The sequence below is a fragment of the Bacteroides sp. LFL-34 genome, assembly GCF_027257075.1.
Lineage (GTDB): Bacteria > Bacteroidota > Bacteroidia > Bacteroidales > Bacteroidaceae > Bacteroides > Bacteroides ovatus.
The window spans coordinates 12,436-34,353 of record NZ_JAPQKZ010000018.1 but is presented as its reverse complement, the minus strand read 5'-3'; the positions used below and the strand labels follow the sequence as shown (position 1 = coordinate 34,353).

The window sequence follows — 21,918 nt, the reverse complement described above, 5'->3', positions numbered from 1 at the left end:
ATATCAGCTTGATAAGGCTGAAAGCCTTCCATTATATAGCGTAGAAACTATCAGGACAGATTGACATCAACATTGATAAGGCTGAAAGCCTTCCATTATATAGCGTAGGGCATCGCCCTACGTATTTATAAAACCCAAATACAAGCCCTGAAAGGGCGGAACATGAACTAACTATATGCCACAATCCCTATCAAAGAACTATATTCATCTGACTTTCAGCACTAAATACAGGAAGGACAGTATAAACGAGGATAAATTATCAGAAATATCCAAATACATCTCCGGCATTCTGAAAAACATAGACTGCCCACCTATCATAGTAGGCGGATTTACCAATCATATACATATCTTATGTATTCTCAACAAAAACATCGCATTATCCAAAATGGTAGAAGAAGTAAAACGTAGTTCGTCAAAATGGATAAAAAGTTTAGGACCCTCATATCATGATTTCTCCTGGCAAGAAGGATATGGAGCTTTCTCAGTCAGTCAATCAAAAGTTGAGACTGTAACTCGATATATTCTGGGACAAAAAGAGCATCACAAAAAAATGACCTTCCAAGATGAACTGAAAATGTTTCTAAAAGAATATCAGGTTGAATATAATGAAGAGTTTATATAGAATCATACTATGAAAGACGTAAACGTCCAAGTAGTCCCGCCCTTTCAGGGCTTATGTTAGGTGTATGCTTTTACGTAGGGCGATGCCCTACGCTATATAATAGAAGGCTTTCAGCCTTAATGAAAGAAAAGGCTACACGCAAACCAGAGAAAGACGACATGTAAAGCTCAAAACAGAATGACCTTTTCATTTGTTTTTGATGAAAAAACAAAAAAAATATCGTTTTTTGTTTGCATCTAACAGAAAATTATTACTTTTGCCCCAGAATTAGAAACCAAAGCAAAAAACAAAGATTCGAATGAAATCATTTACTTATGCATATTACTTCTTTTTTTACTTTTACTTTAGCAACAAAGTAGAGCGGGAGTTTGTATGTATCAAGTGACAGTGATGCTTAAGGACTGAATAGAGAAATCAATCATATGAATCCCGCTCCAATATGGACGCGGGATTTTTTTATATAATACATTAAAACAATGAAAAAGATAGCAATTCAAGGAACACTCGGCTCATATCATGATATCGCCGCACACAAGTACTTCGAGGGAGAAGAAATAGAGTTAATCTGTTGTGCCAACTTCGAAGACGTGTTTACTTCGATACGAAAAGACAGCCAGGTTATCGGAATGCTAGCCATCGAGAATACAATTGCGGGAAGCTTGCTGCACAACAATGAGTTGCTGCGACAAAGCGGCACACAAATCATCGGTGAATACAAACTGCGTATCTCGCACAGCTTCGTCTGTCTCCCTGATGAGAGTTGGGAAGACCTGACTGAAGTCAACTCCCACCCTATCGCCCTGATGCAATGTCGCGAATTTCTGAATCAGCACCCACAGTTGAAAGTAGTGGAAGGTGAAGATACTGCCCGCAGCGCGGAAATCATCAAGAATGAAAGTCTGAAAGGCCATGCCGCTATCTGCTCCAAAGCAGCAGCCGAACGTTACGGCATGAAAATTCTTCAGGAAGGCATTGAAACGAACAAACACAACTTCACCCGTTTTCTGGTAGTTGCCGATCCCTGGCAAGTGGACGAACTCCGCCAACATCATGTCAACGCAACCAACAAAGCGAGTATGGTATTCACTCTTCCGCACACAGAAGGTAGTCTGTCACAGGTTTTGTCTATTCTATCGTTCTATAATATCAATCTGACAAAAATCCAATCGTTGCCAATCATCGGACGGGAATGGGAATACCAATTTTACGTAGATGTAGCTTTCAACGATTATCTAAGATACAAGCAATCTATTGCCGCAATCACTCCATTAACCAAAGAACTTAAATTATTAGGCGAATATGCAGAAGGAAAGTCAAACGTATAAAATCGCTCCTGCCGACAGATTGGCAAGTGTTAGCGAATACTACTTCTCAAAGAAACTTAAAGAGGTAGCACAGATGAATGCTGAAGGAAAAGATGTCATCAGCCTCGGTATCGGAAGCCCCGATATGCCTCCTTCAAGGGAAACCATCGAAACATTGTGCAACAATGCTCATGATCCCAACGGACACGGTTATCAACCGTATGTAGGTATCCCCGAACTGCGCAAAGGTTTCGCCAATTGGTATCAACGCTGGTACGGAGTGGAACTGAATCCGAATACGGAAATACAACCATTGATCGGTTCGAAAGAAGGAATCCTCCATGTTACGCTGGCATTTGTCAATCCGGGTGAGCAGGTGTTAGTCCCGAATCCGGGATACCCCACCTATACTTCTTTAAGTAAAATACTTGGCGCGGAAGTTATCAACTATGACCTGAAAGAAGAAGACGGTTGGATGCCCGACTTTGAGGCACTGGAAAAGATGGATCTTAGTCGTGTAAAACTGATGTGGACCAACTACCCGAATATGCCGACAGGAGCCAATGCTACTCCGGAAATCTATGAGCGTCTTGTTGATTTTGCCCGCCGAAAGAATATCGTGATTGTGAACGACAATCCGTACAGCTTTATCCTAAACGATAAGCCTATCAGTATTCTAAGTGTGCCGGGAGCCAAAGACTGTTGCATCGAGTTCAACTCTATGAGCAAGAGTCACAATATGCCCGGCTGGCGTATCGGTATGTTGGCATCGAACGCAGAATTCGTGCAATGGATATTGAAAGTGAAAAGTAATATCGACAGCGGTATGTTCCGTGCCATGCAACTGGCTGCAGCAACTGCTCTTGAAGCAGAAGCAGACTGGTATGAAGGCAATAACGAAAACTATCGCAACCGTCGTCACCTCGCCGGTGAGATTATGAAAACATTGGGATGCACCTACGACGAAAAGCAAGTAGGAATGTTCCTTTGGGGAAAGATTCCCGCTTCCTGCAAGGATGTAGAGGAACTGACGGAAAAGGTGCTGCATGAAGCAAGAGTGTTTATCACTCCGGGATTTATTTTCGGCAGTAACGGAGCAAGATATATTCGTATCTCTCTTTGTTGCAAAGACAATAAACTGGCGGAAGCACTGGAAAGAATAAAAAGAATATAGGTTTCTGTTGTTCTCTCTTCAAAGAAAAAGAGAAGAAAACAGCAGCATAATAAGACAGAATAATTTCAACGAAAACAAGTTATTAAAAGAATAAAAACAAATAAGAATATGGAACTCGAATCAATTTTATTACCGGGCATTGAAGCTAAAAGACCGATTGTCATTGCCGGCCCTTGTAGCGCAGAAACTGAAGAACAAGTAATGGATACAGCCAAACAACTGGCTGCAAAAGGACAGAAAATATATCGTGCCGGCATCTGGAAACCGCGTACCAAACCGGGAGGTTTCGAAGGTATCGGCGTAGAAGGTCTTGCCTGGTTGAAAGAGGTAAAGAAAGAAACAGGAATGTATGTTTCTACGGAAGTAGCAACAGCCAAACATGTTTACGAATGTCTGAAAGCGGGAATCGATATTCTTTGGGTAGGCGCACGTACCACTGCCAATCCTTTCGCCGTACAGGAAATCGCTGATGCGCTGAAAGGTGTTGATATCCCTGTATTGGTTAAGAACCCGGTGAACCCGGATCTCGAATTATGGATCGGAGCACTGGAACGTATCAACAACGCTGGTTTGAAACGCCTGGGTGCTATCCATCGTGGTTTCAGCAGCTATGACAAGAAGATCTACCGTAATCTTCCCCAATGGCATATTCCTATCGAACTGCGCCGCCGTATCCCTAATCTTCCGATTTTCTGTGATCCGAGCCATATCGGTGGAAAACGTGAATTAGTAGCTCCGCTTTGCCAACAGGCGATGGACTTGAACTTCGACGGTCTGATCGTAGAAAGCCACTGTAACCCGGACTGCGCTTGGAGCGATGCTTCCCAACAAGTTACTCCGGACGTACTCGACTATATCCTCAATCTGTTGGTGATCCGTACTGAAACGCAATCTACCGAAAGTCTGGCACAACTCCGTAAACAAATTGACGAATGTGACGACAATATCATTCAGGAACTATCAAAAAGAATGCGCGTAGCCCGCGAAATCGGTACTTACAAAAAAGAGCATGGAATCACCGTTCTTCAAGCTGGACGTTACAATGAAATCTTGGAAAAACGTGGCGCGCAGGGCGAACAATGCGGTATGGACAGCGAGTTTATGAAGAAGATTTTCGAAGCCATCCACGAAGAATCGGTTCGTCAACAGATGGAAATTATTAATAAATAAAAAGCAGCCTCTCCACTAACCCTCTTCCAAAGAGAGGAAAGAAAGTAACCTCCTGTTCATATTGACAAGAGTAACTTTCAGTCTGTTCTCCTTAAGAGAGGGTTAGGGAAAGGATTTTTAAATAAACATTATGAGAATATTAATCCTTGGAGCCGGCAAAATGGGCTCTTTCTTTACTGATATATTAAGCTTTCAACATGAGACAGCCGTGTTTGACGTCAACCCGCACCAGTTGCGTTTTGTCTATAACACGTATCGTTTCACCACATTGGAGGAGATTAAGGACTTTGAACCGGAACTGGTTATTAACGCCGTTACAGTGAAGTACACGCTGGATGCCTTTCATAAAGTATTGCCTGTGTTACCGAAAGACTGTATCATTAGTGACATTGCCTCTGTAAAAACAGGACTGAAGAAGTTTTATGAAGAAAGCGGTTTCCGTTATGTCTCCAGCCACCCGATGTTTGGCCCTACTTTTGCTAGTCTTAGTAATCTAAGCAGCGAGAATGCCATCATCATCAGTGAAGGAGACCATCTGGGAAAAATATTCTTCAAAGATCTCTATCAGACATTGCGTTTGAACATCTTCGAATATACGTTCGACGAACACGACGAAACAGTAGCTTACTCGCTTTCTATTCCGTTCGTATCGACTTTTGTATTTGCTGCCGTCATGAAACATCAGGAAGCTCCGGGAACTACGTTCAAAAAGCACATGGCAATTGCCAAAGGCCTATTAAGCGAAGACGACTACCTGCTTCAGGAAATCCTGTTCAACCCACGCACTCCGGGACAGGTAGCCAATATCCGCACGGAGTTGAAGAATCTTCTCGAAATTATCGAGAACAAAGATGCGGAAGGAATGAAAAAGTATCTGACTAAGATTCGGGAGAAGATTAAATAATCCATCATCTATTATATAGAGAGGGAGGCAAGATTTAACGATCCTCTGCATACTTTTTTGTTTGCAGGGGATTTTTTTATGTGTACCTTTGTATCCGCAAAAACGGATTCACAGGAGAAAGAATGATAGATCAAGTTACCATAGACCGAATATTGGACGCGGCACAAATTATGGATGTCGTTTCGGATTTTGTCACCCTGCGCAAACGTGGTGTCAATTACGTCGGTTTGTGTCCGTTCCACAGTGATAAAACCCCTTCTTTTTATGTCTCTCCCGCCAAAGGATTATGCAAATGTTTTGCTTGTGGAAAAGGTGGAAACGCAGTGCATTTCATTATGGAGCACGAGCAGATGTCATATCCGGAAGCGCTGAAGTACCTTGCCAAGAAATACAATATTGAAATCAAGGAGCGGGAATTAAGCGATGAAGAGAAGTTTGTGCAAAGCGAACGCGAAAGTCTGTTTATCGTCAATAACTTTGCGCGCGATTATTTCCAAAACATACTAAAAAATCATATAGACGGGCGTAGCATCGGTATGGCTTATTTCCGCAACCGTGGCTTTCGCGACGACATTATTGAGAAATTCCAACTAGGTTACTGTACTGAAAGCCACGATGCATTCGCCAAAGAGGCAATCCAAAAAGGATATAAGAAGGAGTATCTGGTAAAAACCGGACTTTGCTACGAAACGGATGACCACCGATTGCGGGATCGTTTTTGGGGACGTGTGATTTTCCCTGTCCATACGCTTTCCGGTAAAGTGGTGGCTTTTGGCGGACGTGTACTTGCCAGTGCAACGAAAGGGGTTAAAGTAAAATACGTCAATTCACCCGAATCGGAAATCTATCATAAAAGTAACGAATTATACGGTATATATTTTGCCAAACAGGCTATTGTAAAACAAGACCGTTGTTTTTTGGTTGAAGGTTACACGGATGTAATCTCCATGCATCAATCCGGTATAGAGAATGTGGTTGCTTCTTCGGGAACAGCCCTTACACCGGGACAAATCCGTATGATTCACCGGTTCACCAACAATATGACTGTGCTTTACGATGGTGACGCAGCGGGTATCAAGGCCTCTATCCGGGGAATTGACATGTTATTGGAGGAAGGTATGAATATCAAAGTCTGTCTTCTTCCCGATGGGGACGACCCGGACTCTTTTGCCCGCAAACATAACTCAACGGAATTCCAGGCTTTCATCTCTGAACATGAAACGGACTTTATCCGCTTCAAAACAAACTTGCTGCTGGAGGATGCAGGAAAAGATCCCATCAAGCGTGCGGAACTGATTGGTAACTTGGTGCAAAGTATTTCTGTTATCCCGGAAGCGATTGTCAGAGATGTCTATATCAAAGAATGTGCACAGCTACTTCATGTAGAAGATAAGCTGTTGGTATCGGAAGTTGCCAAAAGACGGGAAACTCAAGCAGAGAAACGAGCTGAACAGACGGAACGGGAACGCCGGATGGCTGAAAGAACAGCTACAATGTCTCAAGGGACACCGTCTGAAAATGCTCCGATGCCCAACGGAGATATTCCGTTGCCTCCTGAAATAGATAACGGATATACAGAGGTTCCTCCCTCTCTGCAGGAAGACAACTATGCATCTTTTATCCCCCAGGAAGGAAAGGAAGGACAAGAATTCTACAAATTCGAACGGCTGATATTACAGGCAGTAGTTCGTTATGGAGAAAAAATCATGTGTAACCTGACTGATGAAGAAGGAAACGAGATTCCGGTAACCGTTATAGAATATGTGATTAATGATTTGAAAGAAGATGAGTTAGCTTTTCATAATCCGTTGCACCGCCAAATGTTATCGGAAGCTGCTGCACACATGCATGATTCCAATTTCATTGCTGAACGTTATTTCCTGGCACATCCTGATCCGGTAATCAGTAAATTGAGTGTGGATTTGATTAATGTGCGGTATCAGCTTAGTAAATACCACTCCAAATCCCAAAAGATCGTAACGGATGAAGAGCGTCTCTATGAAATGGTTCCGATGTTAATGATTAACTTCAAATATGCAATCGTAACGGAGGAATTGAAGCACATGCTTTATGCCCTGCAAGATCCTGCTCTCGCCCATGATAATGAAAAATGTGATTCGCTTATGAAACGCTTTAATGAGTTGAAGACCGTACAAAGCATCATGGCAAAACGACTGGGTGACAGGGTTGTTCTGCGATGATTCCCCATCGGTGCCGAGAGATGTCTTCATCGGTGCCCCCCCTCTTCATCGGTACCGAAGCCTGTCTTCCCCGATACCGAAACCCAATAGCGTTTCTTACCAGGTTTTCTCTACAAAGTCCCGTGTTGAATCAGATTCATAAACTCTTCACGAGTCTTTGCCTGATTGAAAGCCCCGGTAAAATCCGAAGTAGTAGTAATAGAGTTTTGTTTTTCTACACCACGCATCTGCATACACATGTGTTTGGCTTCCACTACCACCATTACACCCAATGGATTCAGTGTTTCCTGAATACACTCTTTGATTTGCAGTGTCATGCGTTCCTGCACTTGCAGGCGATGAGAGAATATATCGACTACACGGGCTATCTTGCTCAACCCGGTGATATAGCCGTTAGGAATATAAGCCACGTGCGCCTTCCCGTAGAACGGCAACATGTGATGTTCGCAAAGGGAGAAGAAATCGATATCTTTCACAATCACCATCTGACTGTATTCTTCCTGGAATTTAGCAGAGCGAAGCACTTCATGAGGATCCATGTGATACCCTTTCGTCAAGCTTAACATTGCTTTAGCCACCCGTTCCGGAGTTTTCAGCAACCCTTCCCGTTCGGCATCTTCACCCAACAAAGTTATAATACTACGATAATGACTCTTCAACTCCTCCAGATTCGGAGAAATAATTTCTTCTTTTTCTAACATGATACGATTATAAAGGAATATTGATCTGGTCTCTTACAATAGAAACCTCTTTGAACACACCGGTAGACTTCAACCGACGCATCATTGCGTCCGCCTCTTCAATGCTCCGGAAATCACCTACACGACAAAGCCAACGAGGTGGATTGAACGAAGTATATACTGTCAATTCAGGGAAATACTCTTTAACGCGTGATGCTACATGATAAGCATCATTCTTAGCCTGACGAGTATTATTACCGGCATACGCCTGTATTCTGAATCCGGAAGTCTTTATTACTTTCTGTTCACCTGTTGCAGGACGTTCCATCCCTATCAGAGCCTCAATACGGGGATCTTGATGAATAGTCACCTTTCCTTGTCCCGGAACGTTACGTTCCAGACTTTTGACAATGCCCTGTGCCTGTACACCGACAACTGCCAATACCAACAACAAAGTAAGTAAAGCTAGTTTTCTCATTCTATAAATAATATTTAGGCACGGATTACGCGGGTTACACAGTTTTCGAAATCTCTTGGACTAAACTATACCGTGTAATCCGTGAAATCCGTGCCTGAAAGAAGTTTTAATTATGCGTTAAAAGCATCAATGATACCTTTGAAATCAGATACTTTCAGAGCAGCACCACCAATCAAACCACCATCAACGTCCGGGTTAGCGAACAATTCTTTAGCGTTAGAAGGTTTGCAGCTACCACCGTAAAGGATAGAAGTATTGTCTGCGATTTCTTTGCCATACTTGTCAGCTACGATAGAACGGATGAAAGCATGGATTTCCTGTGCTTGTTCAGGAGAAGCAGTTTTACCTGTACCGATAGCCCAAACCGGTTCGTAAGCCAATACAATCTTAGAGAAGTCTTCAGCCGACAGAGAGAATACAGATTCCATTTGTGCAGCTACCACTTCGTTCTGCTTGTTAGCTTCGCGTTCTTCCAACACTTCACCGATACAGAAAATCGGAGTCAGACCGTTAGCCAAAGCCAATTTTACTTTTTCTTCAAGGATAGCAACTGTTTCACCGTAGTATGCACGACGTTCAGAGTGTCCCAGAATTACATATTTTGCACCAGTAGAAGCAACCATTTCAGCAGAAACTTCACCTGTATAAGCACCTGATGCTTTGTCTGCACAGTTTTCAGCACCTACACCAATCTTAGCAGCGTCTACCAACGGAGTAACAGAAGCCAAGTGGATGAACGGAGTACAGATGATTACATCACAGTTAGGCTTTTCGTTAGCCAATGCTTCGTTCAGTTCTTTAGCCAAAGCGATACCCTCTTGAAGGGTTTTGTTCATTTTCCAGTTTCCTGCAACAATGTTCTTTCTCATTTTGTTTTTTTATTTTAAAGGGTTAATAAATTTACGATTGGACGATTGACGATTGAACGATTCAGGTTAGTGTTCGTTACAGAGGGTCGCTCGTTATCATTTTTTCTTATTCTTGTTCTTCTATTCCTTGATTCTTTGTTTCCGGTTCTTTGCTTTTTATCTCTTCTTCTTGTTGCTTCCGCTTCGCAGTTTTCCGTTCCCGGCGGCGAACGACCAACACATCCACCCCAAGCACTAACAACAACGGAATAACAAACCACAGAAAAACATATCCTACCGTATGAGCGTCACTGCTCACTTTCTGCTTTCCTAGCGGCAGATTCTCCAGCTTGTCCGTCAGTACGTATTCATCCGGTATATCCTCATCGCTCCATTTATTCAGAATGGTTCCGTTCTTAATCAACATCAACCCCGGGTTGGAGCGAACCATCGTCTTCAATGTTATATCATCCATTTGGCAGAAAGGATATTCGGCTCCTGTCTTGTCCTTCCACAGTTCTATCTGTTCCTCCGGTGAAGAAGTGAGGCAATAAAATTTGTAGCCATGCTCCACCGAATAGTCATATATTTCATTAATCAAATCAATGTTACTATCATCCGCCTCTTCAATCCGATGGGCAACCAACAGGAAAGTATATCCTATATCCGTCAATACATCGTCTGTTATATCTTCCCCCGTATTCAGATCTATCATAGAGAAATCGTGAATAGCCGGTTCATATCCTTTTTCCTTAAGGATGGTACGCGTATCGACAAATGTCCAGGTACTATCCGGATAGTTATCCAACGTAAATTTTTTCTGCTCTCCGTTCTTCTCCAGGATAAAGATGCTTTCATATACGCTTGGTTTGGCTCCTTCGGGCATTGTCATTCCTTCTAGGATATTCTTTCCGATCTTGTAAGGACGAAAGTCTAAAACAGGCAAACGGTCCAGGCAATAGAACGATAAAGTAAACACAAAAAACAGCGTATAAAGAGAAACCAGCCACTCCATCTTCACACTGATAAAACGAATCAGCATCCTCCTGTGACGGAAAGCCATTATTGCCGCAAACAGCAGAATGATATTCTTTCCAAATGTTTCCCAATTCGTCAATACCCAGGCATCACCAAAACAACCGCAGTCCGAAACCGGATCAAAGATGGCAAGATACAAGGTCAGTGGCGTCATGAAAATCATCAGCATCAAAGCCAATGAGGTAGCCAATGTTCTTCTTGTTGCAAAGAACAAAGAGATACCTATAAAAAACTCAACGGCAGATAAAACGATACCTCCCAATAAAGGGAAGAATGAAGGGAACCAGGAAGCCATTCCGAATGCAGTCAGATAATCCTGTATCTTATACTGGAAACCCAGCGGATCAACTGCCTTTACAAATCCGGAAAAGATGAACGATGCCGCCAAAAGAAAACGACACATATTCGCCACTACCTCCTGAATGATATGTAAGTTCTTATCCTTCAAATTCTATCTTAATCAGTCCGAAAACAGAGTAATTAATCATATCCATATAATTGGCATCAATACCTTCTGACACCAATGTATTGCCGGCCAAGCTCTCAATCTGCTTGGTACGGTAGATTTTCATCAGAATCAAGTCTGTGTAAGAGCTGACACGCATGCTCCGCCAGGCTTCATCATAATCATGATTCTTGGCAAGCATCAGTTCTAATGCCTCTTTTGCATACTTATCGTACAAAGCCATCGCTTCTTCATTGCTGATGTCGGCAGACTCGGCATACCCCAGTTCCAACTGGATAAGTCCGATGATGCCATAATTGACAATCGCAATAAACTCGGCACGGATTCCCTCGTCAATCAGGGTTACTCCTTTGGTTTCAATACTACGAATCCGATTGGCTTTAATAAAAATCTGGTCAGTCACCGAAGCCGGACGCAGGATACGCCATGCAGGCCCGTAATCGTGCAGCTTCTTGGAAAATAAGTCACGGCACAAAGCGATGACATGTTCAAATTGTTGCTTGGTATCTTTCATCTTCTTCCAAATAGTGCGCAAAGGTAACAATAATTAAGTAAAAACAGAAAGAGGGCACTCTAAATTATATTAAAGTGCCCTCTTCTAAAGATATTGTATTACTGTTTTATAAGCTATATTTTTTACGAACAACGCAAAACCTGTCCGATACGCAAAGTAGTAGTCGGTTTGATACGGTTCAGTTTGCAAAGTGTACTGACTGATACGCCACGCAATTTAGCAATGCGGGACAATGTATCGCCACTCTTCACCTTGTGATAACGGATGGTACCGTCAGCCACTTGAGTATCATGAGAACCAGCACGCTTCACGCCTTTTGCTTTGCGGAACGTATAAGTATCGGCAACGATATCTTGTTTCGGGAAGTCGAACATATAAATCGGATTAATTGCAATCCCCAGGAAGCGGGTTTCGAAATGAAGATGCGAACCAGTAGAACGTCCGGTGTTACCACCCAAACCGATTACTTCTCCGGCTTTCACTAATTGGTTTTCTTCAACCAATTGTTTTGATAAATGACCATACACTGTTTCCAATCCATTATCATGACGGATAACGACATATTTTCCATATCCTCTACGCTCATATTTTACGATACGTACTTTACCGTCAAAAGCAGCTACGATAGTATCACCTATATTCACTTTCAAGTCCAACCCATTATGCATTCTTCTCCAACGAGGACCGAAAGGCGAAGTAATTTTTGTACTTGGAGTTGGCATATGGAAACCTGTCAGGTCGATTGTATACGTATCAGGGATAATAGCATTTCCGTAAGCATGCACATACTGGTTGTTCCAGTTTGGATAAAGACTTAGGGCGGGATATTCGGACTGTTCGGCACGGATTTGCTTCTGCAAGGCCAAAGAGTCTACTGATTTTAATTTCTTGTCTATCGGTGCTTGGCGGGCAATCAGGTCTTGCGAGAAAGAGCTCAGACTGACCATAGCCGCAACAGCGACCAATCCTGTTTTAATAATGCTAAAATTCATTCCTTCTTTGTCAATTCAATTAATATTCGTCGTTTGCATACAGGTAATCAAATGTAGCCTGCTTGTAATCGAATATTTCTTCCGGTTTAAAAAATCTCGTTAATTCAATAGCTGCAGTCTCCGGAGAATCGGATGTATGAACGATATTCTCTTGAAAGCTCATACTATAATCCCCGCGAATGGTGCCTGGGGCAGCTAAACGTCCATTAGTTGGTCCCGCCAACGTACGGACTGTTTGAATAGCATCCACACCTTCGAAACAACAAACAATGACAGGAGTTGTCATCATCGAATCTTTCACACGCTGAAAGAAAGGTTTGCCGCTAAGGTGGGCATAATGTTCGCTTAACAATTCATCAGTCAGTTGCATCATCTTCATGCCGGCCAACCGTAATCCTTTACGTTCAAAGAGATGAGTAATCTCACCAACCAATCCCCGTTGAAGGGTACATGGTTTTAAAATGACCAGCGTTTTTTCAAGCATAATACTCGACTTTGCAAATGGTTAAACAATACATTTACTAAAAAAATTCCCCCAAAGGTAGTATTTTCCTGTGAATTGGCAAGGGAGTTATTAACTATTTTTCAGATGCTTAGTGCAAAAAGAGGGAATAATTGTTCCGTTAAACTCCTATAAATAGGGAGGATAGGGACAAAATATGTTTTGCAACACATTTACGCAAATAAACTGCATGTTTAACCGTTTTTCAACTTATGGCAGCCCAGTTAACATTCGTTTTCCGCAAGGCTTTAAGTTGCCGCCACAAGATTTCATTCTCGGGATTCTGCGCCGCAGGGTCTTGTTCCACAATACTTTCAGCTATGGCGCGAACGTATTGCAACAGTTGCCCGTCGCGTACAATATCCGCAATCTTCAAATCGAAAGCGATGCCGCTTTGCTGCGTACCTTCAAGATCACCGGGGCCACGCAATTTCAAATCAGCCTCGGCTATTTCGAAACCATCATTGGTGCGTACCATGATTTCCAATCGTTTCCGGGTGTCCTCCGTCAACTTATAATTCGTCACCAGAATACAATAAGACTGCTCCGCTCCACGTCCTACCCGACCACGCAACTGATGCAACTGCGAAAGCCCGAAACGTTCTGCATTTTCAATAATCATCACCGAAGCATTCGGAACGTTCACTCCGACTTCAATAACGGTAGTAGCCACCATGATCTGCGCTTTGCCCGAAACAAAAAGCTGCATTTGCTCATCCTTCTCGGCTGGTTTCATTTTGCCATGCACTTTACAAACCGTACATTTGGGGAACTCTTCCAGAATATGTTGATATCCTTCTTCAAGATTCTTCAAATCAATCTTTTCGCTTTCTTTAATCAGCGGATAAACAATATAGACCTGGCGTCCTTCTTCAATTTGTTTGCGCACCGAACGGTACATACTTTCCCGGCGGTTATCAAATTGGTGGATGGTAGTAATCGGTTTTCTTCCGGGTGGAAGCTCGTCGATAATAGACACGTCCAAATCACCATACAATGTCATTGCCAAAGTGCGTGGGATCGGGGTAGCAGTCATCACGAGCACATGTGGAGGTTGAACATTCTTACTCCAAAGGCGGGCGCGTTGCGCCACACCAAAGCGATGCTGTTCGTCAATAACAACGAAACCTAAAGAAGAGAAATTGACAGTATCTTCAATAACGGCATGCGTTCCTATTAATATCTTCACATCTCCGGTCAGCAATCCGGTCAGAATCGCTTCCCGCCTTTTGCCTTTAATAGAGCCTGTCAGCAGTTCAACACGGATATCCATGCCAAAGAGCAGTTCTTTGATCGTTTCATAATGCTGGTTCGCCAAGATTTCGGTGGGCGCCATCATGCAAGCCTGATAACCGTTATCCAACGCCAACAGCATACTCATCAAAGCAACCAGTGTTTTCCCGCTTCCTACATCTCCCTGCAAGAGGCGGTTCATCTGCCTGCCACTGCCGACATCGTTCCGTATTTCCTTCAATACCCGCTTCTGTGCACCTGTCAGTTGAAAAGGAAGATTCTTTGTATAAAATGTATTGAACACATCTCCCACTTTCTCAAAGATATATCCACGATATCTTTTTTGTCTGTCTTTGGCGTAGCGGAGGATATTCAGTTGAACATAAAACAGCTCTTCGAACTTAAGGCGATATTGCGCCCTGCGAAGCACATCGGGATTGGTCGGGAAGTGGATATTCCGGAGAGCTTCCGTCAAAGGCATCAGATGATGTTCCGCCAGCAATTTGGAAGAAAGTGTTTCAGGCAGAGGCTCCTGTATTTGCTGAATCACCGTTGCCATCATCTTCTCAATCGCGTGAGAGTTGAGGAAACTGCGCTTCATCTTCTCCGTCGTATTATAATAAGGTTGCAATCCCACCGAAGAAAGTTTCAAATCTTCCGGCTTGTCTACATCGGGATGCGCCACATTGATACGTCCGTTGAAAACTGTCGGTTTACCGAAGATGATATATTCCTCGTGTAGTTTATACTTACCTAAGATATACTTAATGCCTTGAAACCACACCAGATCCACGACTCCCGTACCATCCGAAAAGTGCGCCGTCAAACGACGTTGACGTCCTTCGCCAATGGTTTCGAAACCGAGAATTTCTCCTTTCAACTGGATATACGGCATATTGCCATCTATTTCATGAATGTAATAGATGCGGCTCCGGTCAATATATTTATAAGGGAAATAATAAATTAAATCGTGCAAGGAGTAGATTTCCAACTCCTTATTTAATACAGCGGCTTTTTGAGGGCCTACACCGGAGATAAATTTTATGTCGCGTGTGGATAAATCGAACATTTATAAAAGAGCACTCCCTACTTTTAAATCGAAAGGAGTCGTTATTTTTATATTTTCACGGTTACCTTCCGCCAGATACACAGGTATTCCCATTGCTTCGACAACGGAAGCGTCATCTGTAAAGAAGGGAGTAAATTCTTGTGCATAGGCTTGTTTCAACAACTCTACATCGAACACCTGCGGTGTTTGCACCAGCTTATAATCATTCCGGCTGACCGTTTCGCTTCCGGCATCTGTCAGATGGCGAAGTGTCTCTACCACATCCACCACAGGAATAACCGCTTTCTGCACTTTTGCCAAGTCATAACAACGGCGAATCACTTCTACCGACACAAACGGACGTACTCCATCATGCACCCCTACCAGTCCCGGCCCTTGCACCAGTGCCAGACCATTCTTTACAGAGTGAAAACGTGTTTCGCCTCCATCGGCAAGGATGTGTTCCACCGCAAAGCTGTGTTTTTGGCAAAGTTGCTTCCAAAAGTCCTGTTGTTCCCGTGGAAGCACTACTATGATTTGAAGTGTTTCGTCATATTTCCTGAATACTTCCAGGGTATGCATCAACACAGGTTTATCACCCATGGGAAGGAATTGTTTCGGGAGGTCACTTCCCATTCGCAAGCCCTTTCCACCGGCAACAATGATTACATATTTCTTCATGGACGGTTTAGCGTTTAACGCACATCGCTTCTACCAGTTCGTCTACTTTTTCTTTACCTACCAATAGGTCAACGATTGTCAAAGCAAATTCCATGGCAGCCCCCGGTCCCATACCGGTAATGATGTTTCCATCACGTACGACGTGTTCATTTACACATTCTGCACCATCCAGATATTGTTCAAAACTCGGATAACAGGTAGCCTTCTTCCCTTTCAGCAGTCCCAGCTTACCCAACACCATCGGAGCAGCACAAATGGCCGCAATAGGTTTACCTTTTGCGGCAAAATCAAGAATCAATTTACGCAACCCTTCGTGCTTGTCAAGTGTGGCAGCTCCCGGCATTCCTCCCGGCAACAGCAGCAGTTCAGCATCAAAGAAATCGCAATTCTCGAAGTTGATATCGCAAAGGACGGATACGTCATGTGCTCCCACTACAATTTCATCCGGTGTAACGGATACGATTTCTACATTAAGTCCGGCACGTCTCAACGTGTCAATAGCAGTAAAGGCTTCAATTTCTTCAAAACCATCTGCAAAAAAAGCGTATACAGTTCCCATAATCCTTTATATATTTGGTTAATGATACTATCTCAAGTTAAAATAATAGGTGATTGTCCCTGTCTGGTTATTCACCCCATCTATCGTATTAAAACGGGCTTTCTTCGCTGCGTCCTCCGCTGCCTTACGCAAAGCGGAATTTACCGTATTCGTTTGAGGGCTAATACTGGTCGATATCACTTGCCCTGCAGGATTCACGGTGATATTCACCACTACACGTCCTTCTTCCTGCACATTATATACAGGCTTCGGCAAACTGCCCGTACCTAAAGAACGTCCGCCAAGGTCAAATGTTCCGTAACCTCCGGTTCCGGTCTTCGCTCCGGTAGAAGAGTTACCCTCCTTGCTACCTTCGGTTCCCGTGCCACTAGCCGCTGTTCCTTTATTTCCTGTCATTTGCGCTCCTTTTCCAAACGCACCGGACACCCTCTTTCTGGCAGCTTCTTCGGCAGCCTTACGTTCACGTTCCGCTTTTTCTTCTGCCAGTCGTTTCGCTTCCGCAGCTTTTTCGGCTTCCGTTTTCTCCGGCTTCTTCACTGCTTCTTTCGGCTTGACCACCTCTTTAGGTTTCACCGTTTCTTTTTTCGGTTCTTCCGTCTTAGGTTTCAGGGTTACTGTTTCCTCTTCAGTCTGCGTCAATAAATCCTGTTCCGAAGGAAGTTCCGGTGCTGTTTCCGCGGGTGCTGCCGCATCTTCATCCATGATATCCACGTCTACCAGAGAGGGATCATCGAAGCCACTTGCTGCGTCTACATTTCCCATCATTACAGGCACTCCGCCTGCATCTTCATCCGGTTGAGGGACAGTAAAGCTCACCAGAATCAAAAGAGCAATCACTGCCACATGCACCAACAGTGCACCCAGCGCTCCTATGTATTCACCCTTTTTTCTTCTGTCCATTGTTTCTTATTTGTTTTCAGGCGGGCGTGTAGCCAGCACCATCTTAAAATGATTCTCGTTTGCAATGTTCAATACCCTTACGATCTCACGGTAAGGTACCGATTCATCCGCATACAATGCCACGTACATTTCCGGCTCCTTCTCTGCGCAACTCTGCAAGAATGAAGTCAGATCGTTCAGCGCCACCGGCTGCTCTTTTTCATTGCCGAAAGCGGCATAGAAATTCAAGTCTTTATCGATAACCACTCTTGTCAGCGGTTTGGCCGAAGTCTGCTGCTTGCCTTGCGGCAACAAGACTTTGATAGCATTGGGCGACACCACCGTAGAGGTTATCATAAAGAATATCAGCAACAGGAAGATGACGTCCGTCATGGAAGCCATGCTGAAATTGGGCGATACTCTATTTCTTCTTTTTAATCCCATCAGCCTATTATTTTGCCGGCTCGTTCAACAAGTCCATGAACTCCATTGTACGAGACTCCATTTTATTTACCACACGGTCTACCAGCATCACCAGATAATTGTAGGCAAACATAGCAATGATACCGACAATCAGACCACCGACCGTAGTAATCATAGCTTCATAGATACCACCGGAAAGTAAAGTGATATCAATGTTTCCGCTTCCGGCATTCGCCATTTCGTAGAATGCGCGTACCATACCGGTCACCGTACCGAGGAATCCAAGCATCGGAGCACCTCCGGAAATAGTTGCCATTACAGTCAATCCTTTTTCCAGCTTTGCCACTTCAATATTACCTACATTCTCAATAGCTACCTGTACATCGTTAATAGGACGTCCTAAACGGCTGATCCCTTTTTCTATCATACGTGCCGAAGGGGTGTTTATCGTACGGCAATAGTTAATAGCCGCTTTGATCTCACCGCTATGAATATAGTCTTTAATCCGCTCCATAAACATCGGGTCTTCTTTTCCTGCCTTGCGAATCATGTAGTTACGTTCAAACAGGATATAGAAACAGACAACCGACAATACACCCAGTACAATCATAATCCATCCACCCTTGATAGCCATATCAAGCATGTTCATTTCAGGAGCGTTCACCTCCGTCAATACGGGGTTGGCAGTAGCCAGCGAGTCGGCCATATTCATAGCCCCTTGGGCTAACAAGATCATTGCATTCATGAGCGTAGACAGTTTTTATATTCCTGAATGGTACGTTCGAGTCCCAGATACAACGCATCGCTAATCAACGCATGTCCGATGGAGACTTCATCCACCCAAGGAATGTTTTTATAGAAATAATTTAAATTAACCAGACTCAAGTCGTGTCCGGCGTTCAATCCGATACCCAGTTTACGGGCAGTCTTTGCGGCTTCGATAAAAGGAGCGATGGCAGCTTCCGGATTCTTCGGATAGTTCGTTGCGTATGGTTCGGTATACAGTTCGACACGATCCGCTCCCGCTTTTGCTGCATATTCCACCATTTCAGGATCGGCTGCCACAAAAACGGAAGTACGAATACCGGCGCTGTTAAACTGATCGAGAACTTCAGTAAGGAATTCCAGATTTGCTTTGGTGTCCCAACCGGAATTAGAAGTAATTTGTGAAGGATCATCGGGAACCAAAGTTACTTGATGAGGTTTAACTTTCAACACCAGGTCAATAAACTCCGGAGCGGGATAACCTTCGATATTAAATTCCGTGCGCAACAAAGGGCGCAAATCATATACATCTGAACGACGAATGTGGCGTTCATCGGGACGAGGATGAACAGTGATACCGTCTGCACCAAAAGATTCACAATCAAGCGCTACCTTTACTACATCGGGAACATTTCCTCCGCGAGCATTCCTTAGCGTAGCAATCTTGTTTATGTTTACACTTAATTTAGTCATAGTTCTACGTTATATTTGCCGCAAAAATACAAATATTATTATTAGTTGCCTAATAATACGAAACGCATTATGGGTTCTTTTTTGGTTATTTAAAGTAGAAATCCAAGAAAAAATGCCAAATTTGCATCCTGAACTAATGATATTGCTTATGAAATTCGCCATTTTCGGAAATACTTATCAGGCTAAAAAGTCCTCTCATGCTGTCACCTTGTTTAAACTTTTAAAGAAACAGGGAGCAGAGATTGGTATGTGCAGGGAATTTTATCAATTCCTAGTTTCTGAAAATATGGATATTAAAGCAGATCAATTATTTGATGGTGATGATTTTACTGCCGATATGGTAATCAGCATCGGAGGCGACGGAACATTTCTGAAAGCTGCCCGCCGCGTAGGAAGAAAAGGGATTCCTATTTTGGGAATTAACACAGGACGTTTAGGATTTCTGGCAGATATTTCGCCGGAGGAAATGGAGGAAACATTTGATGAAATCCAAAACGGCAGATATAGTGTGGAGGAACGGAGCGTACTTCAGTTGATCTGCAACGACAAACATCTCCAAGATTCTCCTTATGCCCTCAACGAAATAGCTATTCTCAAACGAGACAGCTCCTCAATGATTAGTATCCGGACAGCTATTAATGGCGCGTATCTGAATACTTATCAAGCTGACGGGTTAGTAATTGCCACTCCAACAGGTTCCACAGCCTACTCTTTGAGTGTAGGAGGCCCGATCATCGTCCCTCATTCCAACACTATTGCCATCACTCCGGTGGCTCCACATAGTCTCAACGTCCGCCCTATCGTTATTCGGGATGACTGGGAGATTACATTAGATGTAGAAAGCAGAAGTCACAACTTCCTCGTCGCCATCGACGGGAGGAGCGAGACTTGCAAAGAAACGACTCAACTAACCATCCGTCGGGCAGATTACAGCATAAAGGTAGTGAAACGTTTTAATCACATTTTTTTCGATACACTCCGCAGCAAAATGATGTGGGGAGCTGACGGAAGACGGTAAGCAGTTCACATTATGCAACCGTTATTCCTCATCACCCGATTCAACTATACGGTACTTAAAAATAGAACTTCTAAAAAAAGGGACATTCAAGTTGTTGGGAATGCAACAAATTGGGCATAGATTCCAACTAAAGAGAAAAAGGGCCGGGATTTACTATCTTCAGAAATTAGATTAACATGATTTCCCCTTATATTTACTCAATAAGATTAAAATTATACTGATTGCATTTACAAATCATTCTTTTATAGACAACAGTCCTTCATTTTATCAATTTCTCCTTATCTTTATTCGCATACAAACTAGAGAGAAAAACTGCTTCCAATCATTCCCATATGAGTTCCTCACCGAGAAAAGAGTTGTCCCTCACCGAAGAACTTATCCTTCCTCGGTGAGGGACATCTCGTTGATTTTAATCCAACGAAGGCTTCTACGATTAAAAAGCCGCATATTGTATGCAAATTCATGCTACATTCACCCTATTTTCTGTATATTATTGCAATTATTTATGCAGTTCTTTCCCCAGTTCATCCATAAAAGAACAGCTGTTACCCGAAGAAATATTAAAAACAGACCATCGGGTTAGTTAATATAGAAGAAAATTAAAATATCGGTAGAGAAAAATAATACCCCGATATTAATTTAATGTAAACGACTGCGAACCAATCAGGTTCCCGCCTTCAAAAATATCTACCCGGTAATTTCCGGCATATAAAAACTCTTCTACATCCCAAAACACATTGATATTCTGTTCTTCTCCGTTATACTCAATATACTTCTTAATTGAATAAACCAATGTACGGTTTTCATAAGGGAAAGTATTGGATGCACTCTTGGTCAGTACATCATTATCGGGTTTGGTAATACGTATATAGATGGTACGTTCACCGTTTTCAGCGGTTATATTCTTCACGACCGTGAAACTGATGGCTAACTTCACCACATCTTTCACCTTCTTCGCCACTTTACCGCGTTTATTACGTGGTTCGATACGAATATTAGTTGCATCAAGTTGTGCGGCTAACGTCACCTTTTTATCCAGATTTTTCTTTTCTTCGGAAAGGTTACTGATTTGTTGTGAAGCCTGATTATATTTTTGTGTTACTTCTGCAATGACCTGTTTCTGCTGTGCAGCCAGTTTATTTAGTGAATCAATCTGATTAATATAACCAACCATTACTTTACGCAAGGTAGCCAATTCTTTCTTTAAACGACGAATCTCTGTTGCATTCGAACTCTTCACAGTACGAAGTTCTTCTAATAGACGTTGGGTCTTTAACTGTTCCTGTTCTAACAATACTCCTAATGAGTCATTAGTAACCTTAAACTTCAATTCATCATATTCTTGCACAAAACGACTATATTCGTTTTCCAGATCTTCCTTATCCAATTGGAATTCCTGCACTAACTCCCGATTAGCTTTTTTTTCGGTAAACAATAAATAAGTAATACCAATAATAGCTATCACCAAGATAGCCACGGCCGCAATAAGAAGGCTTTTTTTACTCATAGTTTCAGTTGTGAATTGATAACGTGCGCAAAAGTAATCATTTCGCAACAGAAGTCAAGTATAAAAAGTGAGAGTTTTTGAAAAACTCCCGACTAATCTATGCAATTTTAATTTATTAACCAGTCAACCAGGCCGAACCGACAGACGTAAAGTACCCCGACTGATTCTCCTTTATGATCCTAAGCGGCCACTGACATTACCTGATCGGAGCATCCTTAT

General features: G+C 42.9%; 22 protein-coding genes. 7 read left to right on the top strand and 15 right to left on the bottom strand.

From position 1 onward, the window contains the following. The first annotated feature begins 175 nt into the window (after positions 1-175). The 6 genes from N5O98_RS12780 (at position 176) to dnaG (ending at position 7,375) form a co-directional block, all read left to right on the top strand. On the top strand, positions 176-622 hold the full coding sequence (locus N5O98_RS12780; protein ID WP_004307855.1) for a transposase: 447 nt from the start codon (positions 176-178) through the stop codon (positions 620-622). 476 nt (positions 623-1,098) lie between these two features. Beyond that, positions 1,099-1,947 (top strand): prephenate dehydratase, encoded by an 849-nt coding sequence (locus N5O98_RS12775; RefSeq protein WP_004307854.1) that lies wholly within the window; start codon positions 1,099-1,101, stop codon positions 1,945-1,947. Continuing rightward, positions 1,922-3,100 (top strand): pyridoxal phosphate-dependent aminotransferase, encoded by a 1,179-nt coding sequence (locus tag N5O98_RS12770; protein ID WP_004307853.1) that lies wholly within the window; start codon positions 1,922-1,924, stop codon positions 3,098-3,100. Before N5O98_RS12775 ends, N5O98_RS12770 begins: the two co-directional genes overlap by 26 nt. A 108-nt stretch (positions 3,101-3,208) precedes the next feature. Next, positions 3,209-4,270 (top strand): bifunctional 3-deoxy-7-phosphoheptulonate synthase/chorismate mutase type II, encoded by a 1,062-nt coding sequence (locus tag N5O98_RS12765; RefSeq protein ID WP_004307852.1) that lies wholly within the window; start codon positions 3,209-3,211, stop codon positions 4,268-4,270. A 130-nt stretch (positions 4,271-4,400) separates the two neighbouring features. Continuing rightward, positions 4,401-5,174 (top strand): prephenate dehydrogenase, encoded by a 774-nt coding sequence (locus tag N5O98_RS12760; RefSeq protein WP_004307851.1) that lies wholly within the window; start codon positions 4,401-4,403, stop codon positions 5,172-5,174. 122 nt (positions 5,175-5,296) lie between these two features. Continuing rightward, positions 5,297-7,375: a DNA primase gene (gene dnaG / locus N5O98_RS12755; protein WP_022199406.1), complete on the top strand. Its 2,079-nt coding sequence runs from the start codon at positions 5,297-5,299 to the stop codon at positions 7,373-7,375. Positions 7,376-7,485: 110 nt separating this feature from the next. On the opposite strand, the gene folE is transcribed toward dnaG, so the two are convergent. The 14 genes from folE to N5O98_RS12685 all read right to left on the bottom strand — a co-directional run bounded on the left by folE (position 7,486) and on the right by N5O98_RS12685 (position 19,174). Further along, entirely contained in the window at positions 7,486-8,076 is a 591-nt protein-coding gene (folE, locus tag N5O98_RS12750; RefSeq protein ID WP_004307849.1) for a GTP cyclohydrolase I FolE, read from the bottom strand. A gap of 7 nt (positions 8,077-8,083) precedes the next feature. Continuing rightward, positions 8,084-8,533, bottom strand: coding sequence for an SPOR domain-containing protein (locus N5O98_RS12745; RefSeq protein ID WP_004307848.1), 450 nt, complete (start codon positions 8,531-8,533; stop codon positions 8,084-8,086). 110 nt (positions 8,534-8,643) lie between these two features. Further along, the gene (gene tpiA, locus N5O98_RS12740; RefSeq protein WP_004307847.1) at positions 8,644-9,402 is read right to left on the bottom strand and encodes a triose-phosphate isomerase; all 759 of its coding nucleotides are present in this window, start codon (positions 9,400-9,402) and stop codon (positions 8,644-8,646) included. A gap of 106 nt (positions 9,403-9,508) precedes the next feature. Then, on the bottom strand, positions 9,509-10,867 hold the full coding sequence (locus N5O98_RS12735; protein WP_004307846.1) for a BT_3928 family protein: 1,359 nt from the start codon (positions 10,865-10,867) through the stop codon (positions 9,509-9,511). After that, a complete protein-coding gene (locus N5O98_RS12730; RefSeq protein WP_004307845.1) occupies positions 10,857-11,399 on the bottom strand; it encodes a DUF1599 domain-containing protein in 543 nt (180 codons plus the stop codon). The genes N5O98_RS12735 and N5O98_RS12730 overlap by 11 nt, the downstream gene beginning before the upstream one ends. 122 nt (positions 11,400-11,521) lie before the next feature. Beyond that, complete coding sequence (locus N5O98_RS12725; protein WP_004307844.1) at positions 11,522-12,391, bottom strand: peptidoglycan DD-metalloendopeptidase family protein; 870 nt, start codon at positions 12,389-12,391, stop codon at positions 11,522-11,524. A gap of 19 nt (positions 12,392-12,410) precedes the next feature. Continuing rightward, positions 12,411-12,875: a nucleoside-diphosphate kinase gene (gene ndk / locus N5O98_RS12720; protein WP_004307843.1), complete on the bottom strand. Its 465-nt coding sequence runs from the start codon at positions 12,873-12,875 to the stop codon at positions 12,411-12,413. Positions 12,876-13,098: 223 nt separating this feature from the next. Beyond that, positions 13,099-15,195, bottom strand: coding sequence for an ATP-dependent DNA helicase RecG (gene recG, locus N5O98_RS12715; protein ID WP_004307842.1), 2,097 nt, complete (start codon positions 15,193-15,195; stop codon positions 13,099-13,101). Further along, complete coding sequence (locus N5O98_RS12710; RefSeq protein ID WP_004307841.1) at positions 15,196-15,855, bottom strand: 2-C-methyl-D-erythritol 4-phosphate cytidylyltransferase; 660 nt, start codon at positions 15,853-15,855, stop codon at positions 15,196-15,198. It lies immediately after the preceding gene. A 7-nt stretch (positions 15,856-15,862) separates the two neighbouring features. Further along, a complete protein-coding gene (locus tag N5O98_RS12705; protein ID WP_004307840.1) occupies positions 15,863-16,414 on the bottom strand; it encodes a DJ-1 family glyoxalase III in 552 nt (183 codons plus the stop codon). 27 nt (positions 16,415-16,441) lie between these two features. Further along, positions 16,442-17,314 carry a cell envelope integrity protein TolA gene (locus N5O98_RS12700; RefSeq protein WP_004307839.1) on the bottom strand — a complete coding sequence of 291 codons (873 nt, stop codon included), beginning with the start codon at positions 17,312-17,314 and terminating at the stop codon, positions 16,442-16,444. Between the two features lie 6 nt (positions 17,315-17,320). Continuing rightward, positions 17,321-17,737, bottom strand: a complete 417-nt coding sequence (locus N5O98_RS12695; RefSeq protein WP_004305499.1) for an ExbD/TolR family protein — start codon at positions 17,735-17,737, stop codon at positions 17,321-17,323. A gap of 7 nt (positions 17,738-17,744) precedes the next feature. Then, a complete protein-coding gene (locus N5O98_RS12690; protein ID WP_004307838.1) occupies positions 17,745-18,461 on the bottom strand; it encodes a MotA/TolQ/ExbB proton channel family protein in 717 nt (238 codons plus the stop codon). Next, positions 18,458-19,174: a pyridoxine 5'-phosphate synthase gene (locus N5O98_RS12685; RefSeq protein ID WP_004307837.1), complete on the bottom strand. Its 717-nt coding sequence runs from the start codon at positions 19,172-19,174 to the stop codon at positions 18,458-18,460. The genes N5O98_RS12690 and N5O98_RS12685 overlap by 4 nt, the downstream gene beginning before the upstream one ends. Before the next feature lie 148 nt (positions 19,175-19,322). Between N5O98_RS12685 and N5O98_RS12680 the strand changes: the two genes are divergently transcribed. Beyond that, entirely contained in the window at positions 19,323-20,192 is an 870-nt protein-coding gene (locus tag N5O98_RS12680) for an NAD kinase (protein ID WP_004307836.1), read from the top strand. Between the two features lie 634 nt (positions 20,193-20,826). Here N5O98_RS12680 and N5O98_RS12675 read toward each other — a convergent pair. Next, the gene (locus N5O98_RS12675) at positions 20,827-21,699 is read right to left on the bottom strand and encodes a hypothetical protein (protein WP_008776712.1); all 873 of its coding nucleotides are present in this window, start codon (positions 21,697-21,699) and stop codon (positions 20,827-20,829) included. Positions 21,700-21,918: the final 219 nt, after the last annotated feature.